Origin of the sequence: Sphingobium sp. ZW T5_29, assembly GCF_044987515.1 — a bacterium.
Classification (GTDB): Bacteria; Pseudomonadota; Alphaproteobacteria; order Sphingomonadales; family Sphingomonadaceae; genus Sphingobium.
Window position 1 is genome coordinate 81,644 of record NZ_JBJDRM010000013.1, and the last position, 17,665, is coordinate 99,308.

A 17,665-nucleotide genomic window follows, 5' to 3' on the forward strand; every position below is an offset into this window, starting at 1 on the left:
TGGCGGCTTGGTTATAGGCATTGCTCGCATAGGGCGGCCCGGCGGGGGCCGCCTTTTTGCGTTTTGGACTTTTTTGTATCAGCCCAGCCAAGGGAGGGCCTCATGTCGATCACGCCGCTCATGCCCGTTTACCCCCGGTGCGACGTCCGCCCGGTGCGAGGCGAGGGTTGCTATCTGATCGGCGAGCGTGGCGAGCGTTATCTCGACTTCGCCAGCGGCATCGCGGTCAATATCCTTGGCCACGGTCATCCCCGGCTGGTGAAAGCGATTGCCGATCAGGCCGCGACGCTGATGCACACATCCAACCTCTATGGCATGCCGCTGGGGGAAAAGTTCGCTCAGCGCCTGGTCGACACGACCTTTGCCGACACGGTTTTCTTCACCAATTCGGGCGCGGAAGCGGTGGAGTGCGCGATCAAGACCGCGCGCCGCTATCACTATGTCAACGGGCAGCCGAACCGGCACCGGATCATCGCGTTCGACAACGCTTTCCATGGGCGGACGCTGGGTACGATTTCCGCGACCAGCCAGCCCAAGATGCGCGATGGGTTCGAACCCTTGCTTCCCGGCTTTACGGTGGTGCCGTTCAACGATCTGGAAGCGGCCATCGCGGCTGTCGATGGCGACACGGCGGGCTTCCTGCTGGAACCGGTGCAGGGCGAAGGCGGCGTCACTCCCGCGACCAAGGCGTTTTTGTCGGGCCTGCGCAAGCTGTGCGATGAACAGGGGCTGCTTCTGATCCTGGACGAGGTTCAGTGCGGCTATGCCCGGACCGGCACCTTTTCCGCACATGAACAATATGGCCTGACGCCCGACATCATGGCGGTCGCCAAGGGCATCGGCGCGGGCTTCCCGTTGGGCGCTTGCCTCGCAACCGAAGAAGCGGCCAAAGGCATGGTTTTCGGCACCCACGGCTCCACCTATGGCGGCAATCCGCTTGCCATGGCGGTCGGCATGGCGGTGCTGGATGAAGTGCTGGGCGACGGTTTCCTTGACCATGTAAAGGCGATGGGTTCGCGGCTGCGTTCGGCGCTCGAACAGCTGATCCCCAACCATGACATGTTCGAAGATGTGCGCGGCATGGGCCTGATGCTGGGCGTCAAGCTCAAGGACAGCCACGACGCTCGCAATTTCGTGGCGCATCTGCGCGATCATCATGGCCTGCTGACTGTTTCGGCGGGGCAGAATGTCGTGCGCATCCTGCCGCCGCTGGTGATCGATGAAAGCCATATCGCCGAGTGCATCGAAAAACTGTCGGCTGGCGCGCGCAGCTTCGGCACGGCCGAGGCGGCCTGAAACCAGCCATTCGACCAGCAACTCCCCCCGTTCGCTTCGAGCCAAGTCGACAAGCGGAACACAGCGCATTCCGACACGCTTGAAACGAACGGTGGCAAGGAGAATGAGGGTAATATGACCAGACATTTCCTGAACCTGTCCGACGCAGGCGGCGAAGCCATCGCCGCGATGCTGACCGACGCTATCGATCGCAAGGCCGCGCGCCGGGGTCAGCCCAAGGGACGGGCCGATGCCGACGCGCCGCTCGCCGGGCACACGCTGGCGATGATTTTCGAAAAGAATTCCACACGCACCCGCGTCAGCTTCGACATGGCCATTCGCCAGCTGGGCGGATCGTCGCTGATCCTGGATGGCGCGACCAGCCAGCTGGGCCGGGGCGAAACCGTGGCCGATACCGCCCGCGTGCTCAGCCGCATGTGCGACATGATCATGATCCGCACCGACGACCATGCGAAGATTGAGGAGATGGCGCACCATGCGACCGTCCCGGTGATCAACGGCCTTACCGATCTGTCCCATCCCTGCCAGATCGTGGCGGACCTGCTGACCGTGGTGGAACATGGCCTGGCGCTGCCGGGCAGCCAATGGGCTTGGCTGGGCGATGGCAATAATGTCCTCCATTCGATCATAGAGGCTGCCGGTCTGCTGAAGTTCGATGTCCGGGTTGCCGTACCCGAAGGCTATGAACCGGACGCCGCCTTTGCCGATGAAGCGCAGGCGGCGGGCGCCCGTGTCACCCTGACTCGCGATCCGGTGGCCGCCGTCGCGGGCGCGGATGTCCTCGTCACCGACACATGGATTTCCATGGGCCAGGCGCATGCCGAAGAAAAGCTCAAGGCGATGATGCCCTATCAGGTGACGCCCGCCCTGATGGCGCATGCACGCCCTGACGCCCGCTTCCTGCACTGCCTGCCCGCCCATCGCGGCGAAGAAGTGGTGCCCGAGGTGATTGACGGGCCACAGTCGCTCATCTGGGATGAGGCGGAAAATCGCATCCATGGGCAAAAGTCAGTGCTGCTGTGGGCCGCCGGCCGTCTCGGTTGAGTTTGCCGGACATGTTCCTATCTAGCAGCGAACCGACCGCGCGCTAAAGCAGCGGACGTTGCATATTCCCCGCCTGCAAAGCGGGTCAAACGGAGCTTGCCTTGACCTCATCCGCCCATATCGACCAGGCCCTGGGCTTCACCATTCCGTCCCGCCATGCGCGCGGGCGCATCTTGCGGCTGGGGCCGGTGCTGGACGATGTGCTTGCCGCGCACGCCTATCCTCCGGCGATCGAACGGCTGCTCGCCTCCGCGCTGGTGCTGGCCGCGTTGCTGGGCACCACGCTCAAGGATGCAGGCGGCCAGCTCACCCTGCAGGCGCAGACCGAAAGCGGCGTCGTCAGCCTGCTCGTCGCCGACTATAAGGGCGGCGAAGTGCGTGGCTACGCCAAGTTCGACGCGGATCGCCTGGCGGAACTCGGCCCTGACCCGACGCTGTTCGGCCTGTTCGGCAAGGGCTATCTGGCCATCACCTTCGACCAGGCGGTAACGGGTGAACGCTATCAGGGCATTGTGCCGTTGGATGGCGATTCGCTGGCCAGCGCGGCGGAACATTATTTCTTCCAGTCTGAACAAATCCCCAGCGTCGTGCATATCGCGACCCGGCATGAAGCGGGCGAGGGGTGCCTGGCCGCTGGCATGCTGCTCCAGCATCTGCCGGAAGGCGAGGTGGGGCGGGATCGGCTGCACACCCGCCACGACCACCCCGAATGGGAACATGTGCAGGCCCTTGCCGTGACGCTGCAAGACGGGGAACTGACGGATCCGGCGCTGCCTTTGACCGACATCGTGTGGCGGCTGTTCCACGAAGAAGATGTAGTGCGCGTCACTGACCCGGTGGAACTGACCAAGGGATGTCGTTGCGACATCGACCATATTCGCAGTGTCATAGGCCGATTCCCCGCCAGTGAGCGCCAGGAAATGGCGGATGATAATGGCGTGATCGGGGTCGATTGCGCCTTCTGTTCGCGGCTATTCCCGGTTTTGCTGGACAGTTTCGCGGAAGGCTGACACCAAGTTCGGGCGATTTTGCAGGGGGTTGCTGCGTCAGCGGGGGCTGCGCATCAAATGGCCGCATTTCGGGTGCATCATGGCGCAATGCCGGATGATGCTCCGGCGGACCCAGTGCGCTTCGCTGATGATGGGGGCTAAGGAATGACAACCGGTCTGCGCGCCACGACATGCGCATTTGCGATGCTGGTCCTGGCGTCGCCTGCCATCGCACTGGCGCTGCATGCTCCGACGGCTGTCAGCGTGGAGCCGGGCGAATGGGAATTGCGGGAAAGGGGCAGCGAGCGCGAAAGCGACAGCCCGCGAAAGCTCTGCCTTTCCCACTTGCGCCAGTTGGTTCAACTCCGTCATCCGCGCGCCACTTGCAAACAGCTGACGCTTGAACAAAGCGCGACGCGCCTTTCCGTCAGCTATGATTGCGGTGGCGCGGGCAGCGGTCGGACCGACCTTCGCGTCGAAACCCCTCGGCTGGCACAGGTCCGTTCGCAGGGCATTGCCAATGGCGCGCCCTTCGCGGTCGATATGGAAGCGCGGCGGATTGGCGCCTGCCGCTGATCGCTTGCACAGTGCGGCGCGGGTTGTTAGCGCGGGGACATGGTTGCCAATAAGGGAAAATTCGCTGTCGTCCTGCTTTCGGGCGGACTGGACTCCATGGTCGCGGGCGGGCTCGCGCGCGAAGCTGGCTATCATGTGCTTGCGCTCACTATCGATTATAATCAGCGTCATCGCGTCGAACTTCAGGCCGCGGCGAAGGTTGCGGCGGCGCTCAACGCCATGTCTCATATCGTCCTGCCGCTCGACCTCACCGCCTTTGGCGGTTCCGCGCTGACCGCTGACCTGGAAGTTCCCAAAGGCGGCGTGGGGTCCAGCATCCCGATCACCTATGTCCCGGCGCGCAACACGATATTCCTGTCGCTCACGCTGGGCCTGGCAGAGGTTTCGGGCGCCAGTGATATCTTCATCGGCGTCAACGCGCTCGATTATTCGGGCTATCCCGACTGCCGCCCCGAATTTATCGACGCCTTTCAGAAGATGGCGACCCTGGCGACCAAAGCAGGCGTGGAAGGGCGCCCGCTGCGCATCAACGCACCGCTCCAGCATATGAGCAAGGCCGACATCGTGCGGGAGGCTCAGCGGCTGGGCCTGGACGCGGGGTTGAGCTGGTCCTGTTATGATCCAGCGCCCGGCAATCGGCATTGCGGGCTGTGCGACAGCTGCCGACTGCGGTCGAAGGGTTTTGAGGAAGCGGGCCTGCCCGATCCTACCGATTACGCCGCAAAGCCCTGACCCGATGACCTACGCCGTCAAGGAAATGTTTCTGACGTTGCAGGGCGAAGGCGTGCACAGCGGCCGCCGCGCCGTCTTCCTCCGGTTCGCCGGGTGCAACCTGTGGACTGGTCGGGAAGAGGATCGGCGCAAGGCGGTTTGCCAGTTTTGCGACACGGACTTTGTCGGCACCGATGGTGATGGCGGCGGCAAATTTGCCGATGCCGCCGCGCTCGCCGACGCGGCCCTGGCCTTTTGGGGCACAGGCGGGGAGGGGCGCTATATCGTCATTACCGGCGGCGAACCCATGCTCCAGATCGATGACGCCCTTATCGATGCGCTGCATGCGCGGGCTTTCACCATCGCAATCGAAAGCAACGGCACGATTCCGGCGCATCCGGCGATCGACTGGGTGTGCATCAGTCCGAAGGCGGGAAGCGACGTCGTGCAACGCGCCGGTAATGAATTGAAGCTGGTCTGGCCTCAACCCGGCCTTGGCCATAGCCTGGCCGATGTCGAAGCAATGGAGGACTGGGCTTTCGACCATCTGCTGGTCCAGCCGCTCGACGATCCCAACGCGGCCGCCAATGTGCAGGCCGCCATGGACCTGGTGATGGAGCGACCCCGCTGGCGGCTCAGCCTGCAAACCCACAAATATCTGGGTCTGCGCTAAAGGCTGGCGGCCAGCCGGGCCGTGATCGGTGCCTTACTGCGCCCCGATCTGCTGATTGTAGGTAACCTGGCAATTGGGACGCAGCTGGTTCTTCTTCCAGCATTTCTTGTCCTGCGACGGCAGCTTCAACGAATAGCTGCGGCCGGGGTCGCCATAAAATTGCTCACCCGCCAGGACCAGCGACTTCTTGATCGAAGCCAGTCCGGTGCGCGCGACTTCGTGCAATGCGCCGCGGTCGGCGAATATCGCCTGCCGCCCAACCTCTGCTGCGGCCTGACAAAAACCGCGCTGCGCCTGTACGGTTGAATAGCCTGAATAGATGCGCGTGCCATATCGGTCCGACGCGGCCTGTCCCGGCTTGCCCTTGCCGACGGTCCGCAGGAAATAACCCAGCAGGGTCGCCTGCGCCGAGTCCATTTCTCGGTCGTGGTGCGCGATCATCGCATTATAGTTGCTGATCGACAGCAGCGTCGGTTCGAACTGGCACTGGAGCGCCGCGACGTTGAGCGCTGCCCGCAGGTTCCACACCAGACCCGCACGGATTTCATCCGCCGTCGCGCCCGGCAGGCCCAGCGCCGTGGCCGCCGTGGCGTCCGTCAGCGCGGGGGCGGAAAAGTCAGGCGGGGACCAGAAAAACTGCGCTGCCGCCGGTTGTGCAATCATCGTCGCGGCGGACAGGGCCAGAGCCGAACCGATACGCCGCAATGTGGAACGAGATGTCATGACTTCCCCTTTTGGTCGGAACCACCGGCCCGCGCGGCCCGTGTCCCATATTCTGGTGTCTGCAGGCGCGCGCCTATATCGCGCCTGAACGCCGCTGCGATATTATTGATCCGACAAAAGCTCCGTATCCGCCTGCGCCGTGTTGGCCGCGGGTTCTTGCCTGTCGGCGGCAGCGGCGGCATTGGCGGCTGGCGCGGTAGACGATACGGGCGACGGAGCATCGCTCTGCACGCCGTCCAGGTCGGTCATCGCGTCGGTCGTCGTGCCGTCCACGACTTCCAGATCCTTCATCTGCACCGTGTTGCTGCTCTTCTCTTCCCCGCCGCATGCCGTCAGCATCGTGCATCCGCCCAGCAGTAAAGCAGTCAAGATGGTCGTTGCGTCCCCGCGCATCCAGGTCTCCTAAAGCATATCGCGCCCGGCGGCCCCCCACCTGGCGAAGGCGCAGACCCTAGCCGCCGTCACCACATTGCTCAACCCCCGCGCCACAGCGGCGCAGTCGGCTGATAAAGGTGGGGAAATGCGCCCTTAACGCCGCATCCAGCGCCGCCATGGATGCGGGCTTGCCCAATGCGGCGATGCTGGTCACCGGATATTCGGCCAGCCCGCACGGCACGATGCCTCCGAAATGCGACAGGTCGGGATCGACGTTGATCGAAAATCCGTGCAGCGTGACCCAGCGCCGCACCCGGATGCCCAACGCGCCGATCTTGGCTTCGCGGCCCTGGGCGTCATCCGTCCATATGCCGATCCGTCCTTCGGCCCGCCGCGCTGCGATGCCAAGCTCGTCCAGCGCGTCGATCATCCATCCCTCCAGATGATGGACGAAGTTGCGCACATCCCTGCCGCGATCGCGCAGGTCGATGTTGAGATAGCCGATTCTCTGTCCCGGCCCGTGATAGGTATAGCGCCCGCCGCGCCCCGCATCATGAACCGGAAAACGCGGATCGATCAGTTCCGCCGGGTTGGCGCTCGTCCCCGCCGTGTAAAGCGGCGGATGCTCCAGCAGCCAGACGCGCTCGCTCGCTTCACCGGCGAAGATCGCCGCCGCCCGCTCTTCCATGTCGCGTAGCGCCACGGGATAATCGACCAGATCGCGGTCCATCCGCCATTCAATGTCGGTCGCGTCTGATGCAGCGGCGTGGGGAGGGGGCGATGCCATGGCGTTTCCTTGACTTGGGCGAAGCGAGCGATCAAGTCTCCTCCCCGATTTTCCGGTGAAGAACAGGGCATGAAGATATGGCAGTGATGTCGATTGGCAAGGCATGGGAAGAAACAGTGGCCTTCGTCGCGCGCGAACGCAGCCTGCTGTTCCCGGTTGCGCTGCTCTTCGTCGCGCTGCCCGGCCTGATCGTTCAGGAAATGACACCGCCCGAACTCGCCAGCTGGACCATGAAAGACGCGTTTCCCGATGTCCCAGTCAGCTTCTGGCTGGCGGTGCTGCTGGGCGTCATACTTATCTGGTTCGGGTCCCTGACCCTGTTCGCGCTCGCCCTGCGCCCCGGCATCAGCGTGCAGGAAGCGCTGCGGCTCAGCCTCGCGCGCCTGCCCGTTCTGCTCGGCACCGCATTGTTGGTCGTCGGCCTGCTGGGTGCGGCGATCACCGTGGCCGCCATTGTGGTGGTCGTACTGTCGCTGGTGGCAAAGCCGTTGGCCGCCGCGCTCGCAACGCTGTTGGGCGTCGCGGTTGGCGGCATGATGCTGTTCGTCAGCGTGCGGCTGCTGCTGCTTAACCCGGTGGTGATCGACGGCGATGCGGGGGTGATGGCCTCGCTCCGCCATAGCTGGGCCTTGACCCGCGGTCATTTCTGGCGACTGCTGGGCTTCATCCTCATCCTCACCCTGCTGTCGGCCATCGTGGGTTCCGCCGCGCAGGCAATCTTCGGCGTGATCGGCGGATTGGTCGGCGGCCCGGAAGCTGCGCGGCTGTCGGGCGGCATCGCCGCTGCGGCGGTGTCGACCCTGTTGCAGGTCTATATGCTGGTGATGCTCGCCCGCCTTTACCGTCAGGCCGAAGGGGCCTGACCCAGCATAGGCACGTGCGGCGCGGCGTCGGGCCGCAGATATCCTGCTAGTCGCGGATCGGCGAAGGTTTCGATCTCCCGCGCGAACGGCACAAAGCCTGACTTCATGTAAAAGGGCAGGGCCGCCGGGCTGTCCAACGTGCAACTATGCACCCAGAAACGCTCGACGCCCTTGCGCCAGGCCAGCGACTTGGCCTGCGCCATCAGCCATCTGCCTAAACCCTTGCCGGCCAGTTCGGGGATAAGGCCGATGAAACCCAACTCGCAATCGGGCATTGCGCGGAAATCCAGTTCCAGCAAACCCACCTCCACCCCGCGAGGGTCGGTGACGGCATAGACCTCCACCGCAGGATCATGGAGGATGGCCGCCAGTTCCGTATCGCTCATCGCCAGCCGTGAAAACCACAGCCACTGCTCACCCACCCGGCGAAACAGCGCGCGATAGGCGTCGGCTGGCGGCGCCTTCCAGGGCTTGAGGCGCAGCGGCGCGGGCGGGATCGGCGCGGGCATCGGCCTTGCCCGCATTTCCAGATGAGTCACGATCGTCGCGATCTGATCATTTGCGACGGGTGTCAGCGGCATGGATGTCAGCTCCAGCTGGCCATCGGCGGCAGGCTCATCAGGATCGCATCGACATTGCCGCCGGTCTTCAACCCGAACAACGTGCCCCGGTCGTGCACCAGGTTGAATTCGGCGTAGCGACCGCGCCACTCCAGCATCTGGCGATAATCCGCTTCCGACCAGCTGTCGTGCATCCTGCGGCGCACGATGGGCGGGAATGCCGCCAGAAATGCGTCGCCCACCGCGCGCGTGAAAGCGAAGCCCGCATCGAACTCCCCCTCCAGATGGTCGTAGAATATGCCGCCCACCCCGCGATGGACCTGCCGATGGGGGATGTAGAAATAATCGTCCGCCCACGCTTTGAACCGGGGATAATAGTCGGGATCATGCGCGTCGCAGGCCGCTTTCAGCACGGCATGGAACTCGCCCGTATCGTCGTCGCGCGGCAGCGGCGGATTAAGGTCCGCGCCCCCCCCGAACCAGCTTTTGGCGGTGCGCAGGTAACGTGTGTTCATATGCACCGCGGGGACATGCGGATTGGCCATATGAGCGACCAGGCTGATTCCCGTGGCGAAAAAGGCCGGATTTTCATCCGCGCCATGGATGGTCCTGGCAAAATCCGGCGCGAATTCGCCCGATACTGTCGATACGTTGACGCCGACCTTCTCGAAAATCTTGCCCTTCATGACGCCACGAACGCCGCCGCCGCCTTCGCCCGGCGTCAGGCCCGGCGCTTCCCGGTCCCATGGCGTGAATGTGAAGGACGCATCGCTTCCCGCTTCCCGCTCGATCGCCTCGAACTCGGCGCAGATGCGCGTGCGCAGTGATTCGAACCAGTCGCGTGCGGCCTGCTGCTGGTGATCAAGGATGATGGTCATTGCGGAAACTGTCCAGTCTGGCGAAGGGCTTCGGCAACCGCGATGCCCGTGGAAACGGCGATATTCAAGGACCGAAAGCCCGGCGCCATCGGAATGCGCACGCGCACATCGGCCAGATCGCGCACCGCGTCCGGCACGCCCGCGCCTTCCGACCCCATCAACAACACGTCGTCGGGCTGGAACCGCATGCTGGGCAGCGGCTCGGACGCGTGGCTGCTCATCAACACCAGGCGGCGCCCCCTGGCGCGGCGCTCTTCGTCAAAAGCCTCGAAATTGGCGTGGCGAGTCACTTCCGCCGCCGCGCCATAGTCCATGGCGGCCCGTTTCAGTCGTGCGTCGGAAAAGGCGAATCCGGTCGGCATGATGATGTCCACAGGCACGGAAAAGCAGGCTGCCAGGCGCAATATCGCGCCGACATTTCCGGCAATTTCGGGTTGATAAAGGGCAATACGCATGCCCCGCCCATAATGCAGCAGGGCAAATTGTCATAGGCTTGGCCAAATTGCTGTTGGCAAAGACGGCATCCTGCGGCTATCAGGCCCGCGAACCACGCCAGGGGGAAGGCGGGGCCCGTTACCATGGGTGCCTTTTCCTGATAATCATAGCCGGCAACGGCAATGTGGTGGGTGACAGGGACGTCTTTGCAAGGGTTGATATGCATGGCGAGCGTTGAACATACGGATAGCCAAGGTTTAGCTGGCGAAGATGGAGTGCGCCGCCGCGACTTCATCAACATTGCCGCGGTCAGTTTTGCAGGTGTGGGGGCGGTTGCCGTCGTCATCCCGCTGATCGATCAGATGAACCCCAGCGCGGACGTGCTGGCGCTCGCTTCGACGGAGGTCGACTTGTCGGCGATCCAGCCGGGACAAGCGGTCAAGACCACGTTCCGCGCGCAACCGCTGTTCGTGCGCCACCTGACGGAAAAGGAAATAGCGGAAGCCGACAAGGTCGATGCTGGTGGACTGCGCGACCCGCAGACCCTGGCGGAACGCACCGTCGACGGCAAGAAGCAGTGGCTCGTTACCATGGGCGTCTGCACCCATCTGGGCTGCGTGCCGCTCGGCGCTGGCGAAGGTGAGAACAAGGGCGAGTTCGGCGGTTATTTCTGCCCCTGCCATGGTTCGCACTATGACACGGCGGCCCGTATCCGTAAGGGCCCCGCGCCCAAGAATCTGGAAGTGCCGAAGTTCGCCTTCACTTCCGACACTGCCATTCTTGTAGGCTGAGGTAAGAAACCATGAGCTTTCCCTGGGCTGAGCATTACACGCCAAAGCACCCACTGACGCAGTGGATTGACGAGAAGCTGCCGCTTCCGCGCTTCGTCTACAACGCGGTTGGCGCCGGTTACCCGGTGCCGCGCAACCTCAATTATTTCTGGAACTTCGGCGTCCTCGCGGGTCTCGCGCTGATGATCCAGATCGTCACCGGCGTGATCATGGCAATGCATTATGGCGCCAACACGCTGGTCGCTTTCGGCAGCATCGAACAGACGATGCGCGACGTAAATGCGGGCTGGCTGATGCGTTATGCGCATGCCAACGGCGCCAGCTTCTTCTTCATCGTCGTTTATCTTCACATCTTCCGCGGCCTTTTCTACGGCTCCTACAAGGCGCCTCGCGAAATGGTCTGGCTGCTTGGCCTGGTCATCTTCCTTCTGATGATGGCGACCGCGTTCATGGGTTACGTGCTTCCCTGGGGACAGATGTCCTATTGGGGCGCGAAGGTGATTACGGGCCTGTTCGGCGCGATCCCGATCGTGGGTGAACCGATCCAGACCTGGCTGCTTGGCGGCTTTGCTCCAGGCAATGCCTCCTTGAACCGCTTCTTCTCGCTGCACTTCCTGCTGCCGTTCGTGATCGCTGCGGTCATCATCCTGCACATCTGGGCGCTGCACATTCCCGGTTCGTCGAACCCGACGGGCGTGGAAGTCAAAGGTCCGCAGGACACCGTGCCGTTCCATCCCTATTACACGGCGAAGGATGGCTTTGGCGCTGGCGTGTTCCTGATCCTTTTCTCGATCCTGCTGTTCTTCGCGCCCAACTATCTGGGCCATGCGGACAACTATATCGAAGCAAACCCGCTTTCGACGCCTGCGCACATCGTCCCTGAATGGTATTTCTGGCCCTTCTACGCGATCCTGCGTGCCTTCACCGTCGACTTCTTCTTCATTCCAGCCAAGCTGCTGGGCGTGCTGGCGATGTTCGCATCGATCCTGCTGCTCTTCTTCCTGCCCTGGCTTGATACGTCGCCGGTGCGTTCGGGCAACTATCGCCCGACGTTCAAGAAGTTCTGGTGGATCCTGATCGCGGACGTTCTCGTCCTGGGCTATTGCGGCGGTGCTCCGGCGGAAGAACCCTATGTGATGATCTCGCAGATCGCCTCGGCTTATTATTTCGCGCACTTCCTGATCATCCTGCCGTTGATCTCGCGCTTTGAACGGCCGTTGCCGCTGCCGGGCTCGATCACTGAATCCGTGCTCAACCGCCATAATATCAAGGGCGAACAGGACGCGCTTCCCGGCATGGGCGCAGATCCGCAGCCTTCGAACGCCGGTTAAGAGGGGGATAAGAGTAACATGGTTCGCATCGGCGCATTCCTCGTCGGCCTCTTCTTTGCTGGCTGGCTGCTGATCTCCTTCCTGGTCGGCGCGGTGGCATATGTCTCCGAGCCGCCCGCCAAGACGGTCGAGCATGAGTTCCACAAACATCCCAAGGATGCGGAATTCTCGTTCGACGGTCCGTTGGGCAAGTTCGACCGGGCGCAGCTGCAGCGCGGCTTCCAGGTTTTCAAGGAAGTCTGCTCGGCCTGCCACAGCCTGAAGTTCGTGGCCTTCCGCGATCTCGCCGGCATTGGCTATAATGAAGCGGAGATCAAGGCGATCGCCAAGCAGTGGGCGATCAAGACGCCTGATGTCGATCCCAAGACGGGCGAAATGTCGTCGCGTGAGCCGGTTCCGGCGGATTATTTCCCCAAGCCCTTCGCGAACAATGTCGCGGCGGCGGCGGCGAACAACAACGCGATCCCGCCTGATCTGTCGCTGATGACCAAGGCACGTCACGACGGCACCGCTTATGTCTATTCGCTGCTGACGGGCTATCAGAACCAGCCTGCCGAACTGATCAAGCATTTCCCGGACGCCAAAACGCCCGAAGGTCTGCACTACAACCCCTATTTCCCCAACCTGAACCTCGCGATGGCGCCGCCGCTGACGGCTGATGGCCAGGTGACCTATGGCGACGGGACTAAGGCATCGGTCGATCAGATGTCGAAGGATGTGGCCGCGTTCCTGACCTGGACCGCCGAACCGAAGCTGGAAAACCGCCGCCGGGCGGGTCTGGCGACCATCGTCTTCCTGCTGATCGCCACGGCTCTGGCCTATATGTCCTACCAGAATATCTGGGCGGACAAGAAAAAGGCTGCCTGACGGCTGGGCGCCAAGTGGTGCAAGAAAAAGGGGCACGGATTCTTGACGGGATCCGGGCCCTTTTTCGTGGGATATTATGAAAGCTGACGAACTGGCGGCTTTGGTCCGCACCATCCCCGACTTTCCCAAACCCGGAATCCAGTTTCGGGATGTCACGACCCTGCTCGCTGACGCGCATGGCTTTGCCGACCTTGTCGGGCGGATGGCGCGAATTGCCCAACCGCTCGATCCCCAATTCATCGTGGGTATCGAAGCGCGCGGGTTCATCCTGGGCGCGGCGCTTGCCCACGCGATTGGGGCAGGCTTCGTGCCGGTGCGCAAGGCGGGCAAGCTACCGGGCAAGACGGTCGGCATCGATTATGTGCTCGAATATGGCGCCGACCGGCTTGAACTGCATGAAGGACAGATACCGGCCGGTGCGCGGGTCGTGCTGGTGGATGACCTGATCGCGACCGGCGGGACTGCGTTGGCAGCGGCGCAGCTTTTGCGAGAGCAGGGGGCCAGTGTCTTGATGGCGCTCTTTGCCGTTGATCTGCCCGACCTTGGCGGCATGGCCGCGTTGAAGGCCGACGGCGTCTCTGCCTCTGCCATCATTGCTTTCGACGGGCATTGACCGACGACATGCCCGGCCCGTCGCCCAAAGCCAGTTGCTCCAGCTTCGCAGGACAGCGCGTCCTCTTCCTCATGGCGGTGGAGGATGAATATGGTCCCCATCTACGCCAACGCATCACCCCCGCGCTGATCGGCGTCGGCCCTGTGGAAGCGGCGATCGCCACTAGCTTGGTACTGCACCGCATGAACGAGGGCGGGGAACTGCCCGACCTGGTCGTCTCGCTGGGATCGGCGGGGTCCCGCCGCTGCGCGTTGGGGCAGGTCTATCAGGTTTCAACCGTATCGTGGCGAGACATGGATGCTTCGCGGTTAGGCTTTGCCAGGGGCGTAACCCCCTTCACCGACCATCCCGTCGACATCCCGCTCCACGCGCCACTACCGTTGCCAACGGCGCGACTGTCGACCGGCGCAAATATCGTGGGTGGCGATGATTACGCGCTGATCGACGCCGACATGGTCGACATGGAAACATTCGCCATCGCCCGCGCGTGCCAGCGGTTCGGCGTGCCACTGATGGGCCTGCGCGGCATATCCGACGGCCCCGGCGATCTGGTCGATATGCATGGGTGGAGCAGTCTGCTCGCCCACCTCGACGAACAATTGGCGAGGGCAGTGGACCTGCTGGTTGAGTAGAGCTTGTCTCCTCCCACTTGTGCTTTCGTCACGCATCGGGCCGTTGAAACTCTCCACTTAGTGCGGGATGACTGTTGATTGCCGCTGGGAAGTGGTCCCGGTTTTCCACCCGGAACGGACCCGCCCGAAGGTCATGTTTTGGATTTCATTGGTGGTCAGATGGGGCTTTCTGCTTTCTGCTTTCTGGTTTTGCCTGCCGCTCGACGACCGCCTCTACGCCCTGCAGGCCACCATCCCGCACCATCAAATGCCGGGACAAACATACTAGATCGCGCTGCGTTTAATCGGACGCAGGTCGCGCGCTCTAGTTTTTTGTTATCGCATCCTTTTAAGCGCAAAACCGGTTCCCACTTTTGCGCACGATGCTCTAGCCCCTTCCTGATTGCGCTCTGCACAAGCTGGTCTGCGATGCACGAACGAATCGGGATTTCGCTGGGTTCGCCCGGCGCTTGCATGCCCAGAATTTGCCCAGAAAAGTCGTGGGCAAGGCTTGGTCTGCCGTCCGATCCAGGCAAACAAAAACCCCGCCAGGCGCCAGGCCTGACGGGGTTTTCGATGGTGGGCGTGGCAAGGATTGAACTTGCGACCCCTGCGATGTCAACACAGTGCTCTACCACTGAGCTACACGCCCACGGGAGTTGGGCCAATAGCGGGGGGTGGGGGGTGGCGCAAGCCTGAAATTGCATGCCTCGCGCTAAACTTCTGGACAGGCCATCGTCGGCCCATATGTTGCGGCCAAAAGGGGGCGCACGCAGCCATGATGCCATCGACCACCGCGCCGATTCAGACCACGCCGCGCCTACCATTCCATCGGCAGCTCTATGTCCAGGTGCTGGTCGCCATCACGCTGGGCGTGCTCATCGGCCATTTCTGGCCCCATGTGGGGGTGGCGCTCCAGCCGTTGGGCGACGCCTTCATCAAACTGGTGAAGATGATCATCGCGCCGGTCATCTTCCTGACCATCGTCACCGGCATAGCGGGCATGAAGGAAGTGGGCGCGATCGGCCGGGTCGCGGCGAAGGCCTTTGCTTATTTCCTCACCTTTTCGACGCTGGCGCTGATCGTGGGGCTGCTGGTCGCCAATATCGTGCAGCCCGGAGCGGGCCTCAACATAGATCCGGCGACGCTCGACGCGGGCAAGATCGCGGAATATCAGCAGCAGGCCCATGCCCGCACGCTGACGGGCTTCCTGATGGACGTCATCCCCGACACGCTGATTTCCGCAGTCGCCGACGGGCATAATATCCTGCAGGTGCTGTTCGTCGCGATCCTGTTCGGCATCGCGCTGACGCTGATCGGGGAAAAGGCCGACCCGCTGTTGCATGTGCTCGATTCGGCTAGCCATGCCATTTTCAAGCTGGTCTTCATCCTCATGAAGGTCGCCCCCATTGGCGCGTTGGGCGCGATGGCCTTCACCATCGGCAAATATGGCATCGGCGCGCTCGCCAATCTGGCCGGGCTGGTGGCGACCTTCTATCTCACCTCGTTGCTGTTCGTCCTTCTTGTGCTGGGCGTCGTCGCCCGGTTCGCGGGTTTCAACATCCTGCACCTCATCCGCTACCTTAAGGCAGAGCTGCTGCTGGTGCTGGGCACGTCATCGTCCGAAGCCGCGCTGCCCAGCCTCATTGAAAAGATGGAGCGGGCCGGTTGCCGCAAGTCGGTGGTCGGGCTGGTCGTGCCCACCGGCTACAGCTTCAACCTGGACGGCACCAACATCTATATGACGCTGGCCGCCCTGTTCATCGCCCAGGCGACCAATGTGGACCTTAGCCTTGGCGATCAACTGCTGTTGCTGCTGGTGGCGATGTTGTCCAGCAAGGGCGCGGCGGGCGTGACCGGGGCGGGCTTCATCACCCTGGCCGCCACTTTGTCGATCGTCCCCACAGTGCCGGTCGCGGGCATGACGCTGATCCTGGGCATCGACCGTTTCATGAGCGAATGCCGCAGCCTGACCAACTTCATCGGCAATGCGGTGGCGACGGTTGTCGTATCGGTGTGGGAAAAGGGGCTGGACAGGGACCGGTTCACCGCCGCCATGGCTGGCCTGCCGCTCGATCCTACGCCCGATATGGAGGAAGTCGTCCCCGACTGATCGGTTCAGCTCAGCTCGCTCATCGTCGCGCTGCCGAATATGCGTTCGATTTCCAGCACCAGGTCGCGCAGGTGGAACGGCTTGGACAGCACCTTGGCCTGCGGCACTGCCTTGCCCGCCTTCAACGTCACGGCGGCAAAGCCGGTAATGAACATGATCCGCATGCCGGGCGCGGCGGTGGCCGCATGCTGGGCCAGTTCGATCCCGTCCATTTCCGGCATGACGATGTCGGTCAGCAGCAGGTCGAACTGATCACTGCTGATCAGCGGCACGGCGTCCGCGCCGTTCGCGACGGCAACGACCTCATAGCCGGTGCGCTCCAGCGCGCGCGAAAGATAGGCGCGCATGCTATCATCGTCTTCGGCCAGCAGAATTCGAACCATCGCTGCGTCAGTCTCGCCTCTGGCCGGTCACGGCCTGCCCCATGTCCCACCCGTCGCGGATGGCGCTTGCAGTTCCTATATGCGACAAGACACAAACATTATCCAGCCGGGTAACCATTTTTGCCGCGCGGATGAAGGGAGCTGATTTGACCCATATCGCAACGCGCCCCCCGGCCCAATCCACGATTGCCTATGACCTGTACCGGCCCGACCGCCTGATCGCGCCGGTCGTGATCTCCGTGCCGCACGCCGGGCGCGATTATGACGACACGCTGCTGGCATCGGCGCGCGTGGAACCGCGGGTGCTGGAACGGCTGGAGGATCGCTGGGCCGATCTGCTCGCCCATCCGCTGGTGGGCCAGGACCATGCCGTGATCATAGCCCGCGCGCCCCGCGCCCTTATCGACCTTAACCGGCATGAGCGGGAGATTGATCCTGCGATGGTCACCGGACTGCCCCGCGAAGTGCCGCTTCAGGCCAGCGCAAAATTGCGGGGAGGGTTGGGCCTCATCCCCCGGCGGCTGCCCGGCGCTTATGAACTATGGCGGCGACCCATCGCCTGGGCGGAGGTTCAGCGGCGCATCGCACTGATTCACCGGCCCTATCACGCCGCGCTCGCCGCGCTGATGCGGGAGGCGCGGGAAACCCATGGCCACGCCATATTGATCGACCTTCATTCCATGCCGCCGCTGCCGCCACCCGCTGCGGGGCAGAACGCGCCTGCCATAGTGCTGGGCGACCGCTTCGGTCGCGCGGCGTCGGCGCGCCTGATGACTCTGGCCGCCGATGTGCTGGCCGGGCGCGGCATCGCCGTGGCGCAAAACCATCCCTATGCAGGGGGCCATATGATCGAACGGCACGGCCTGCCTGCGCAGGATCTCTATGCATTGCAGGTCGAGGTAGACCGCACGCTCTACCTCGACGCGGTGCTGGATGGGCCGGGCCCCGGCCTTGCCGCATTGCAGGGCACGCTTGCCGCCCTTGTCACCGCGCTCACCAGCGAAGCCCCCCGCGCTGCCTATCCGCTAGCCGCCGAGTAGGACCCC

General features: G+C 63.1%; 21 protein-coding genes and 1 tRNA gene. 14 read left to right on the top strand and 8 right to left on the bottom strand.

What is annotated here, in order from left to right:
- The first annotated feature begins 102 nt into the window (after positions 1 to 102).
- The 6 genes from ACI3KQ_RS12420 to queE all read left to right on the top strand — a co-directional run bounded on the left by ACI3KQ_RS12420 (position 103) and on the right by queE (position 5,289).
- Complete coding sequence (locus ACI3KQ_RS12420; RefSeq protein ID WP_404958035.1) at positions 103 to 1,296, top strand: aspartate aminotransferase family protein; 1,194 nt, start codon at positions 103 to 105, stop codon at positions 1,294 to 1,296.
- A gap of 114 nt (positions 1,297 to 1,410) precedes the next feature.
- Positions 1,411 to 2,340 carry an ornithine carbamoyltransferase gene (gene argF / locus ACI3KQ_RS12425; RefSeq protein ID WP_404958037.1) on the top strand — a complete coding sequence of 310 codons (930 nt, stop codon included), beginning with the start codon at positions 1,411 to 1,413 and terminating at the stop codon, positions 2,338 to 2,340.
- Positions 2,341 to 2,441: 101 nt separating this feature from the next.
- Positions 2,442 to 3,350 (top strand): Hsp33 family molecular chaperone HslO, encoded by a 909-nt coding sequence (locus ACI3KQ_RS12430; RefSeq protein ID WP_404958039.1) that lies wholly within the window; start codon positions 2,442 to 2,444, stop codon positions 3,348 to 3,350.
- Between the two features lie 144 nt (positions 3,351 to 3,494).
- The gene (locus ACI3KQ_RS12435) at positions 3,495 to 3,905 is read left to right on the top strand and encodes a DUF3617 domain-containing protein (protein ID WP_404958041.1); all 411 of its coding nucleotides are present in this window, start codon (positions 3,495 to 3,497) and stop codon (positions 3,903 to 3,905) included.
- A 39-nt stretch (positions 3,906 to 3,944) separates the two neighbouring features.
- Positions 3,945 to 4,637, top strand: coding sequence for a 7-cyano-7-deazaguanine synthase QueC (gene queC / locus ACI3KQ_RS12440; RefSeq protein WP_404958043.1), 693 nt, complete (start codon positions 3,945 to 3,947; stop codon positions 4,635 to 4,637).
- A 4-nt stretch (positions 4,638 to 4,641) separates the two neighbouring features.
- A complete protein-coding gene (queE, locus tag ACI3KQ_RS12445; protein WP_404958045.1) occupies positions 4,642 to 5,289 on the top strand; it encodes a 7-carboxy-7-deazaguanine synthase in 648 nt (215 codons plus the stop codon).
- Positions 5,290 to 5,322: 33 nt separating this feature from the next.
- On the opposite strand, the gene ACI3KQ_RS12450 is transcribed toward queE, so the two are convergent.
- The 3 genes from ACI3KQ_RS12450 to lipB form a co-directional block, all read right to left on the bottom strand.
- Positions 5,323 to 6,012, bottom strand: coding sequence for a hypothetical protein (locus ACI3KQ_RS12450; RefSeq protein WP_404958047.1), 690 nt, complete (start codon positions 6,010 to 6,012; stop codon positions 5,323 to 5,325).
- 102 nt (positions 6,013 to 6,114) lie between these two features.
- Positions 6,115 to 6,405 (bottom strand): hypothetical protein, encoded by a 291-nt coding sequence (locus tag ACI3KQ_RS12455; RefSeq protein ID WP_404958048.1) that lies wholly within the window; start codon positions 6,403 to 6,405, stop codon positions 6,115 to 6,117.
- A 58-nt stretch (positions 6,406 to 6,463) separates the two neighbouring features.
- Positions 6,464 to 7,174, bottom strand: a complete 711-nt coding sequence (lipB, locus tag ACI3KQ_RS12460) for a lipoyl(octanoyl) transferase LipB (RefSeq protein ID WP_404958050.1) — start codon at positions 7,172 to 7,174, stop codon at positions 6,464 to 6,466.
- Between the two features lie 77 nt (positions 7,175 to 7,251).
- Here lipB and ACI3KQ_RS12465 point away from each other — a divergent pair, with 77 nt between their 5' ends.
- Entirely contained in the window at positions 7,252 to 8,037 is a 786-nt protein-coding gene (locus ACI3KQ_RS12465) for a hypothetical protein (RefSeq protein ID WP_404958052.1), read from the top strand.
- On the opposite strand, the gene ACI3KQ_RS12470 is transcribed toward ACI3KQ_RS12465, so the two are convergent.
- Genes ACI3KQ_RS12470 through ACI3KQ_RS12480 form a run of 3 tightly spaced genes read right to left on the bottom strand, consistent with a single transcriptional unit; the run spans position 8,019 to position 9,930 of the window.
- Positions 8,019 to 8,618, bottom strand: a complete 600-nt coding sequence (locus ACI3KQ_RS12470; RefSeq protein WP_404958054.1) for a GNAT family N-acetyltransferase — start codon at positions 8,616 to 8,618, stop codon at positions 8,019 to 8,021. The two genes, ACI3KQ_RS12465 and ACI3KQ_RS12470, sit on opposite strands and share 19 nt — an antisense overlap.
- 5 nt (positions 8,619 to 8,623) lie before the next feature.
- A complete protein-coding gene (gene hemF, locus ACI3KQ_RS12475) occupies positions 8,624 to 9,475 on the bottom strand; it encodes an oxygen-dependent coproporphyrinogen oxidase (protein ID WP_404958056.1) in 852 nt (283 codons plus the stop codon).
- A complete protein-coding gene (locus ACI3KQ_RS12480) occupies positions 9,472 to 9,930 on the bottom strand; it encodes a tRNA (cytidine(34)-2'-O)-methyltransferase (RefSeq protein WP_404958058.1) in 459 nt (152 codons plus the stop codon). The genes hemF and ACI3KQ_RS12480 overlap by 4 nt, the downstream gene beginning before the upstream one ends.
- Positions 9,931 to 10,134: 204 nt before the next feature.
- Between ACI3KQ_RS12480 and petA the strand changes: the two genes are divergently transcribed.
- The 5 genes from petA to ACI3KQ_RS12505 all read left to right on the top strand — a co-directional run bounded on the left by petA (position 10,135) and on the right by ACI3KQ_RS12505 (position 14,144).
- Positions 10,135 to 10,701, top strand: coding sequence for a ubiquinol-cytochrome c reductase iron-sulfur subunit (gene petA / locus ACI3KQ_RS12485; RefSeq protein ID WP_404958060.1), 567 nt, complete (start codon positions 10,135 to 10,137; stop codon positions 10,699 to 10,701).
- Between the two features lie 11 nt (positions 10,702 to 10,712).
- Entirely contained in the window at positions 10,713 to 12,032 is a 1,320-nt protein-coding gene (locus ACI3KQ_RS12490; RefSeq protein ID WP_404958062.1) for a cytochrome bc complex cytochrome b subunit, read from the top strand.
- An 18-nt stretch (positions 12,033 to 12,050) separates the two neighbouring features.
- A complete protein-coding gene (locus ACI3KQ_RS12495; RefSeq protein ID WP_404958063.1) occupies positions 12,051 to 12,899 on the top strand; it encodes a cytochrome c1 in 849 nt (282 codons plus the stop codon).
- 76 nt (positions 12,900 to 12,975) lie between these two features.
- Positions 12,976 to 13,512, top strand: coding sequence for an adenine phosphoribosyltransferase (locus tag ACI3KQ_RS12500; RefSeq protein ID WP_404958065.1), 537 nt, complete (start codon positions 12,976 to 12,978; stop codon positions 13,510 to 13,512).
- Between the two features lie 8 nt (positions 13,513 to 13,520).
- Positions 13,521 to 14,144: a 5'-methylthioadenosine/S-adenosylhomocysteine nucleosidase gene (locus tag ACI3KQ_RS12505; RefSeq protein ID WP_404958111.1), complete on the top strand. Its 624-nt coding sequence runs from the start codon at positions 13,521 to 13,523 to the stop codon at positions 14,142 to 14,144.
- A gap of 556 nt (positions 14,145 to 14,700) precedes the next feature.
- Here the strand turns inward: ACI3KQ_RS12505 and ACI3KQ_RS12510 are convergent.
- Positions 14,701 to 14,775, bottom strand: a tRNA-Val gene (locus ACI3KQ_RS12510).
- A gap of 126 nt (positions 14,776 to 14,901) precedes the next feature.
- On the opposite strand from ACI3KQ_RS12510, the gene ACI3KQ_RS12515 reads away from it, so the two are divergent.
- Entirely contained in the window at positions 14,902 to 16,236 is a 1,335-nt protein-coding gene (locus tag ACI3KQ_RS12515) for a dicarboxylate/amino acid:cation symporter (protein WP_404958067.1), read from the top strand.
- Positions 16,237 to 16,241: 5 nt separating this feature from the next.
- On the opposite strand, the gene cpdR is transcribed toward ACI3KQ_RS12515, so the two are convergent.
- Positions 16,242 to 16,619, bottom strand: coding sequence for a cell cycle two-component system response regulator CpdR (cpdR, locus tag ACI3KQ_RS12520; protein ID WP_404958069.1), 378 nt, complete (start codon positions 16,617 to 16,619; stop codon positions 16,242 to 16,244).
- 146 nt (positions 16,620 to 16,765) lie between these two features.
- Here cpdR and ACI3KQ_RS12525 point away from each other — a divergent pair, with 146 nt between their 5' ends.
- Positions 16,766 to 17,659, top strand: coding sequence for an N-formylglutamate amidohydrolase (locus tag ACI3KQ_RS12525; RefSeq protein WP_404958071.1), 894 nt, complete (start codon positions 16,766 to 16,768; stop codon positions 17,657 to 17,659).
- Positions 17,660 to 17,665: the final 6 nt, after the last annotated feature.

Bases quoted from the DNA above. Each gene is read 5' to 3' on its own strand.
- ACI3KQ_RS12420 (WP_404958035.1), top strand. From the start codon at position 103: ATGTCGATCACGCCGCTCATGCCCGTTTACCCCCGGTGCGACGTCCGC.
- argF (WP_404958037.1), top strand. From the start codon at position 1,411: ATGACCAGACATTTCCTGAACCTGTCCGACGCAGGCGGCGAAGCCATC.
- ACI3KQ_RS12435 (WP_404958041.1), top strand. From the start codon at position 3,495: ATGACAACCGGTCTGCGCGCCACGACATGCGCATTTGCGATGCTGGTC.
- queC (WP_404958043.1), top strand. From the start codon at position 3,945: ATGGTTGCCAATAAGGGAAAATTCGCTGTCGTCCTGCTTTCGGGCGGA.
- queE (WP_404958045.1), top strand. From the start codon at position 4,642: ATGACCTACGCCGTCAAGGAAATGTTTCTGACGTTGCAGGGCGAAGGC.
- ACI3KQ_RS12450 (WP_404958047.1), bottom strand. From the start codon at position 6,012: ATGACATCTCGTTCCACATTGCGGCGTATCGGTTCGGCTCTGGCCCTG.
- ACI3KQ_RS12455 (WP_404958048.1), bottom strand. From the start codon at position 6,405: ATGCGCGGGGACGCAACGACCATCTTGACTGCTTTACTGCTGGGCGGA.
- lipB (WP_404958050.1), bottom strand. From the start codon at position 7,174: ATGGCATCGCCCCCTCCCCACGCCGCTGCATCAGACGCGACCGACATT.
- ACI3KQ_RS12465 (WP_404958052.1), top strand. From the start codon at position 7,252: ATGGCAGTGATGTCGATTGGCAAGGCATGGGAAGAAACAGTGGCCTTC.
- ACI3KQ_RS12470 (WP_404958054.1), bottom strand. From the start codon at position 8,618: ATGCCGCTGACACCCGTCGCAAATGATCAGATCGCGACGATCGTGACT.
- hemF (WP_404958056.1), bottom strand. From the start codon at position 9,475: ATGACCATCATCCTTGATCACCAGCAGCAGGCCGCACGCGACTGGTTC.
- ACI3KQ_RS12480 (WP_404958058.1), bottom strand. From the start codon at position 9,930: ATGCGTATTGCCCTTTATCAACCCGAAATTGCCGGAAATGTCGGCGCG.
- petA (WP_404958060.1), top strand. From the start codon at position 10,135: ATGGCGAGCGTTGAACATACGGATAGCCAAGGTTTAGCTGGCGAAGAT.
- ACI3KQ_RS12490 (WP_404958062.1), top strand. From the start codon at position 10,713: ATGAGCTTTCCCTGGGCTGAGCATTACACGCCAAAGCACCCACTGACG.
- ACI3KQ_RS12495 (WP_404958063.1), top strand. From the start codon at position 12,051: ATGGTTCGCATCGGCGCATTCCTCGTCGGCCTCTTCTTTGCTGGCTGG.
- ACI3KQ_RS12500 (WP_404958065.1), top strand. From the start codon at position 12,976: ATGAAAGCTGACGAACTGGCGGCTTTGGTCCGCACCATCCCCGACTTT.
- ACI3KQ_RS12505 (WP_404958111.1), top strand. From the start codon at position 13,521: ATGCCCGGCCCGTCGCCCAAAGCCAGTTGCTCCAGCTTCGCAGGACAG.
- ACI3KQ_RS12515 (WP_404958067.1), top strand. From the start codon at position 14,902: ATGATGCCATCGACCACCGCGCCGATTCAGACCACGCCGCGCCTACCA.
- cpdR (WP_404958069.1), bottom strand. From the start codon at position 16,619: ATGGTTCGAATTCTGCTGGCCGAAGACGATGATAGCATGCGCGCCTAT.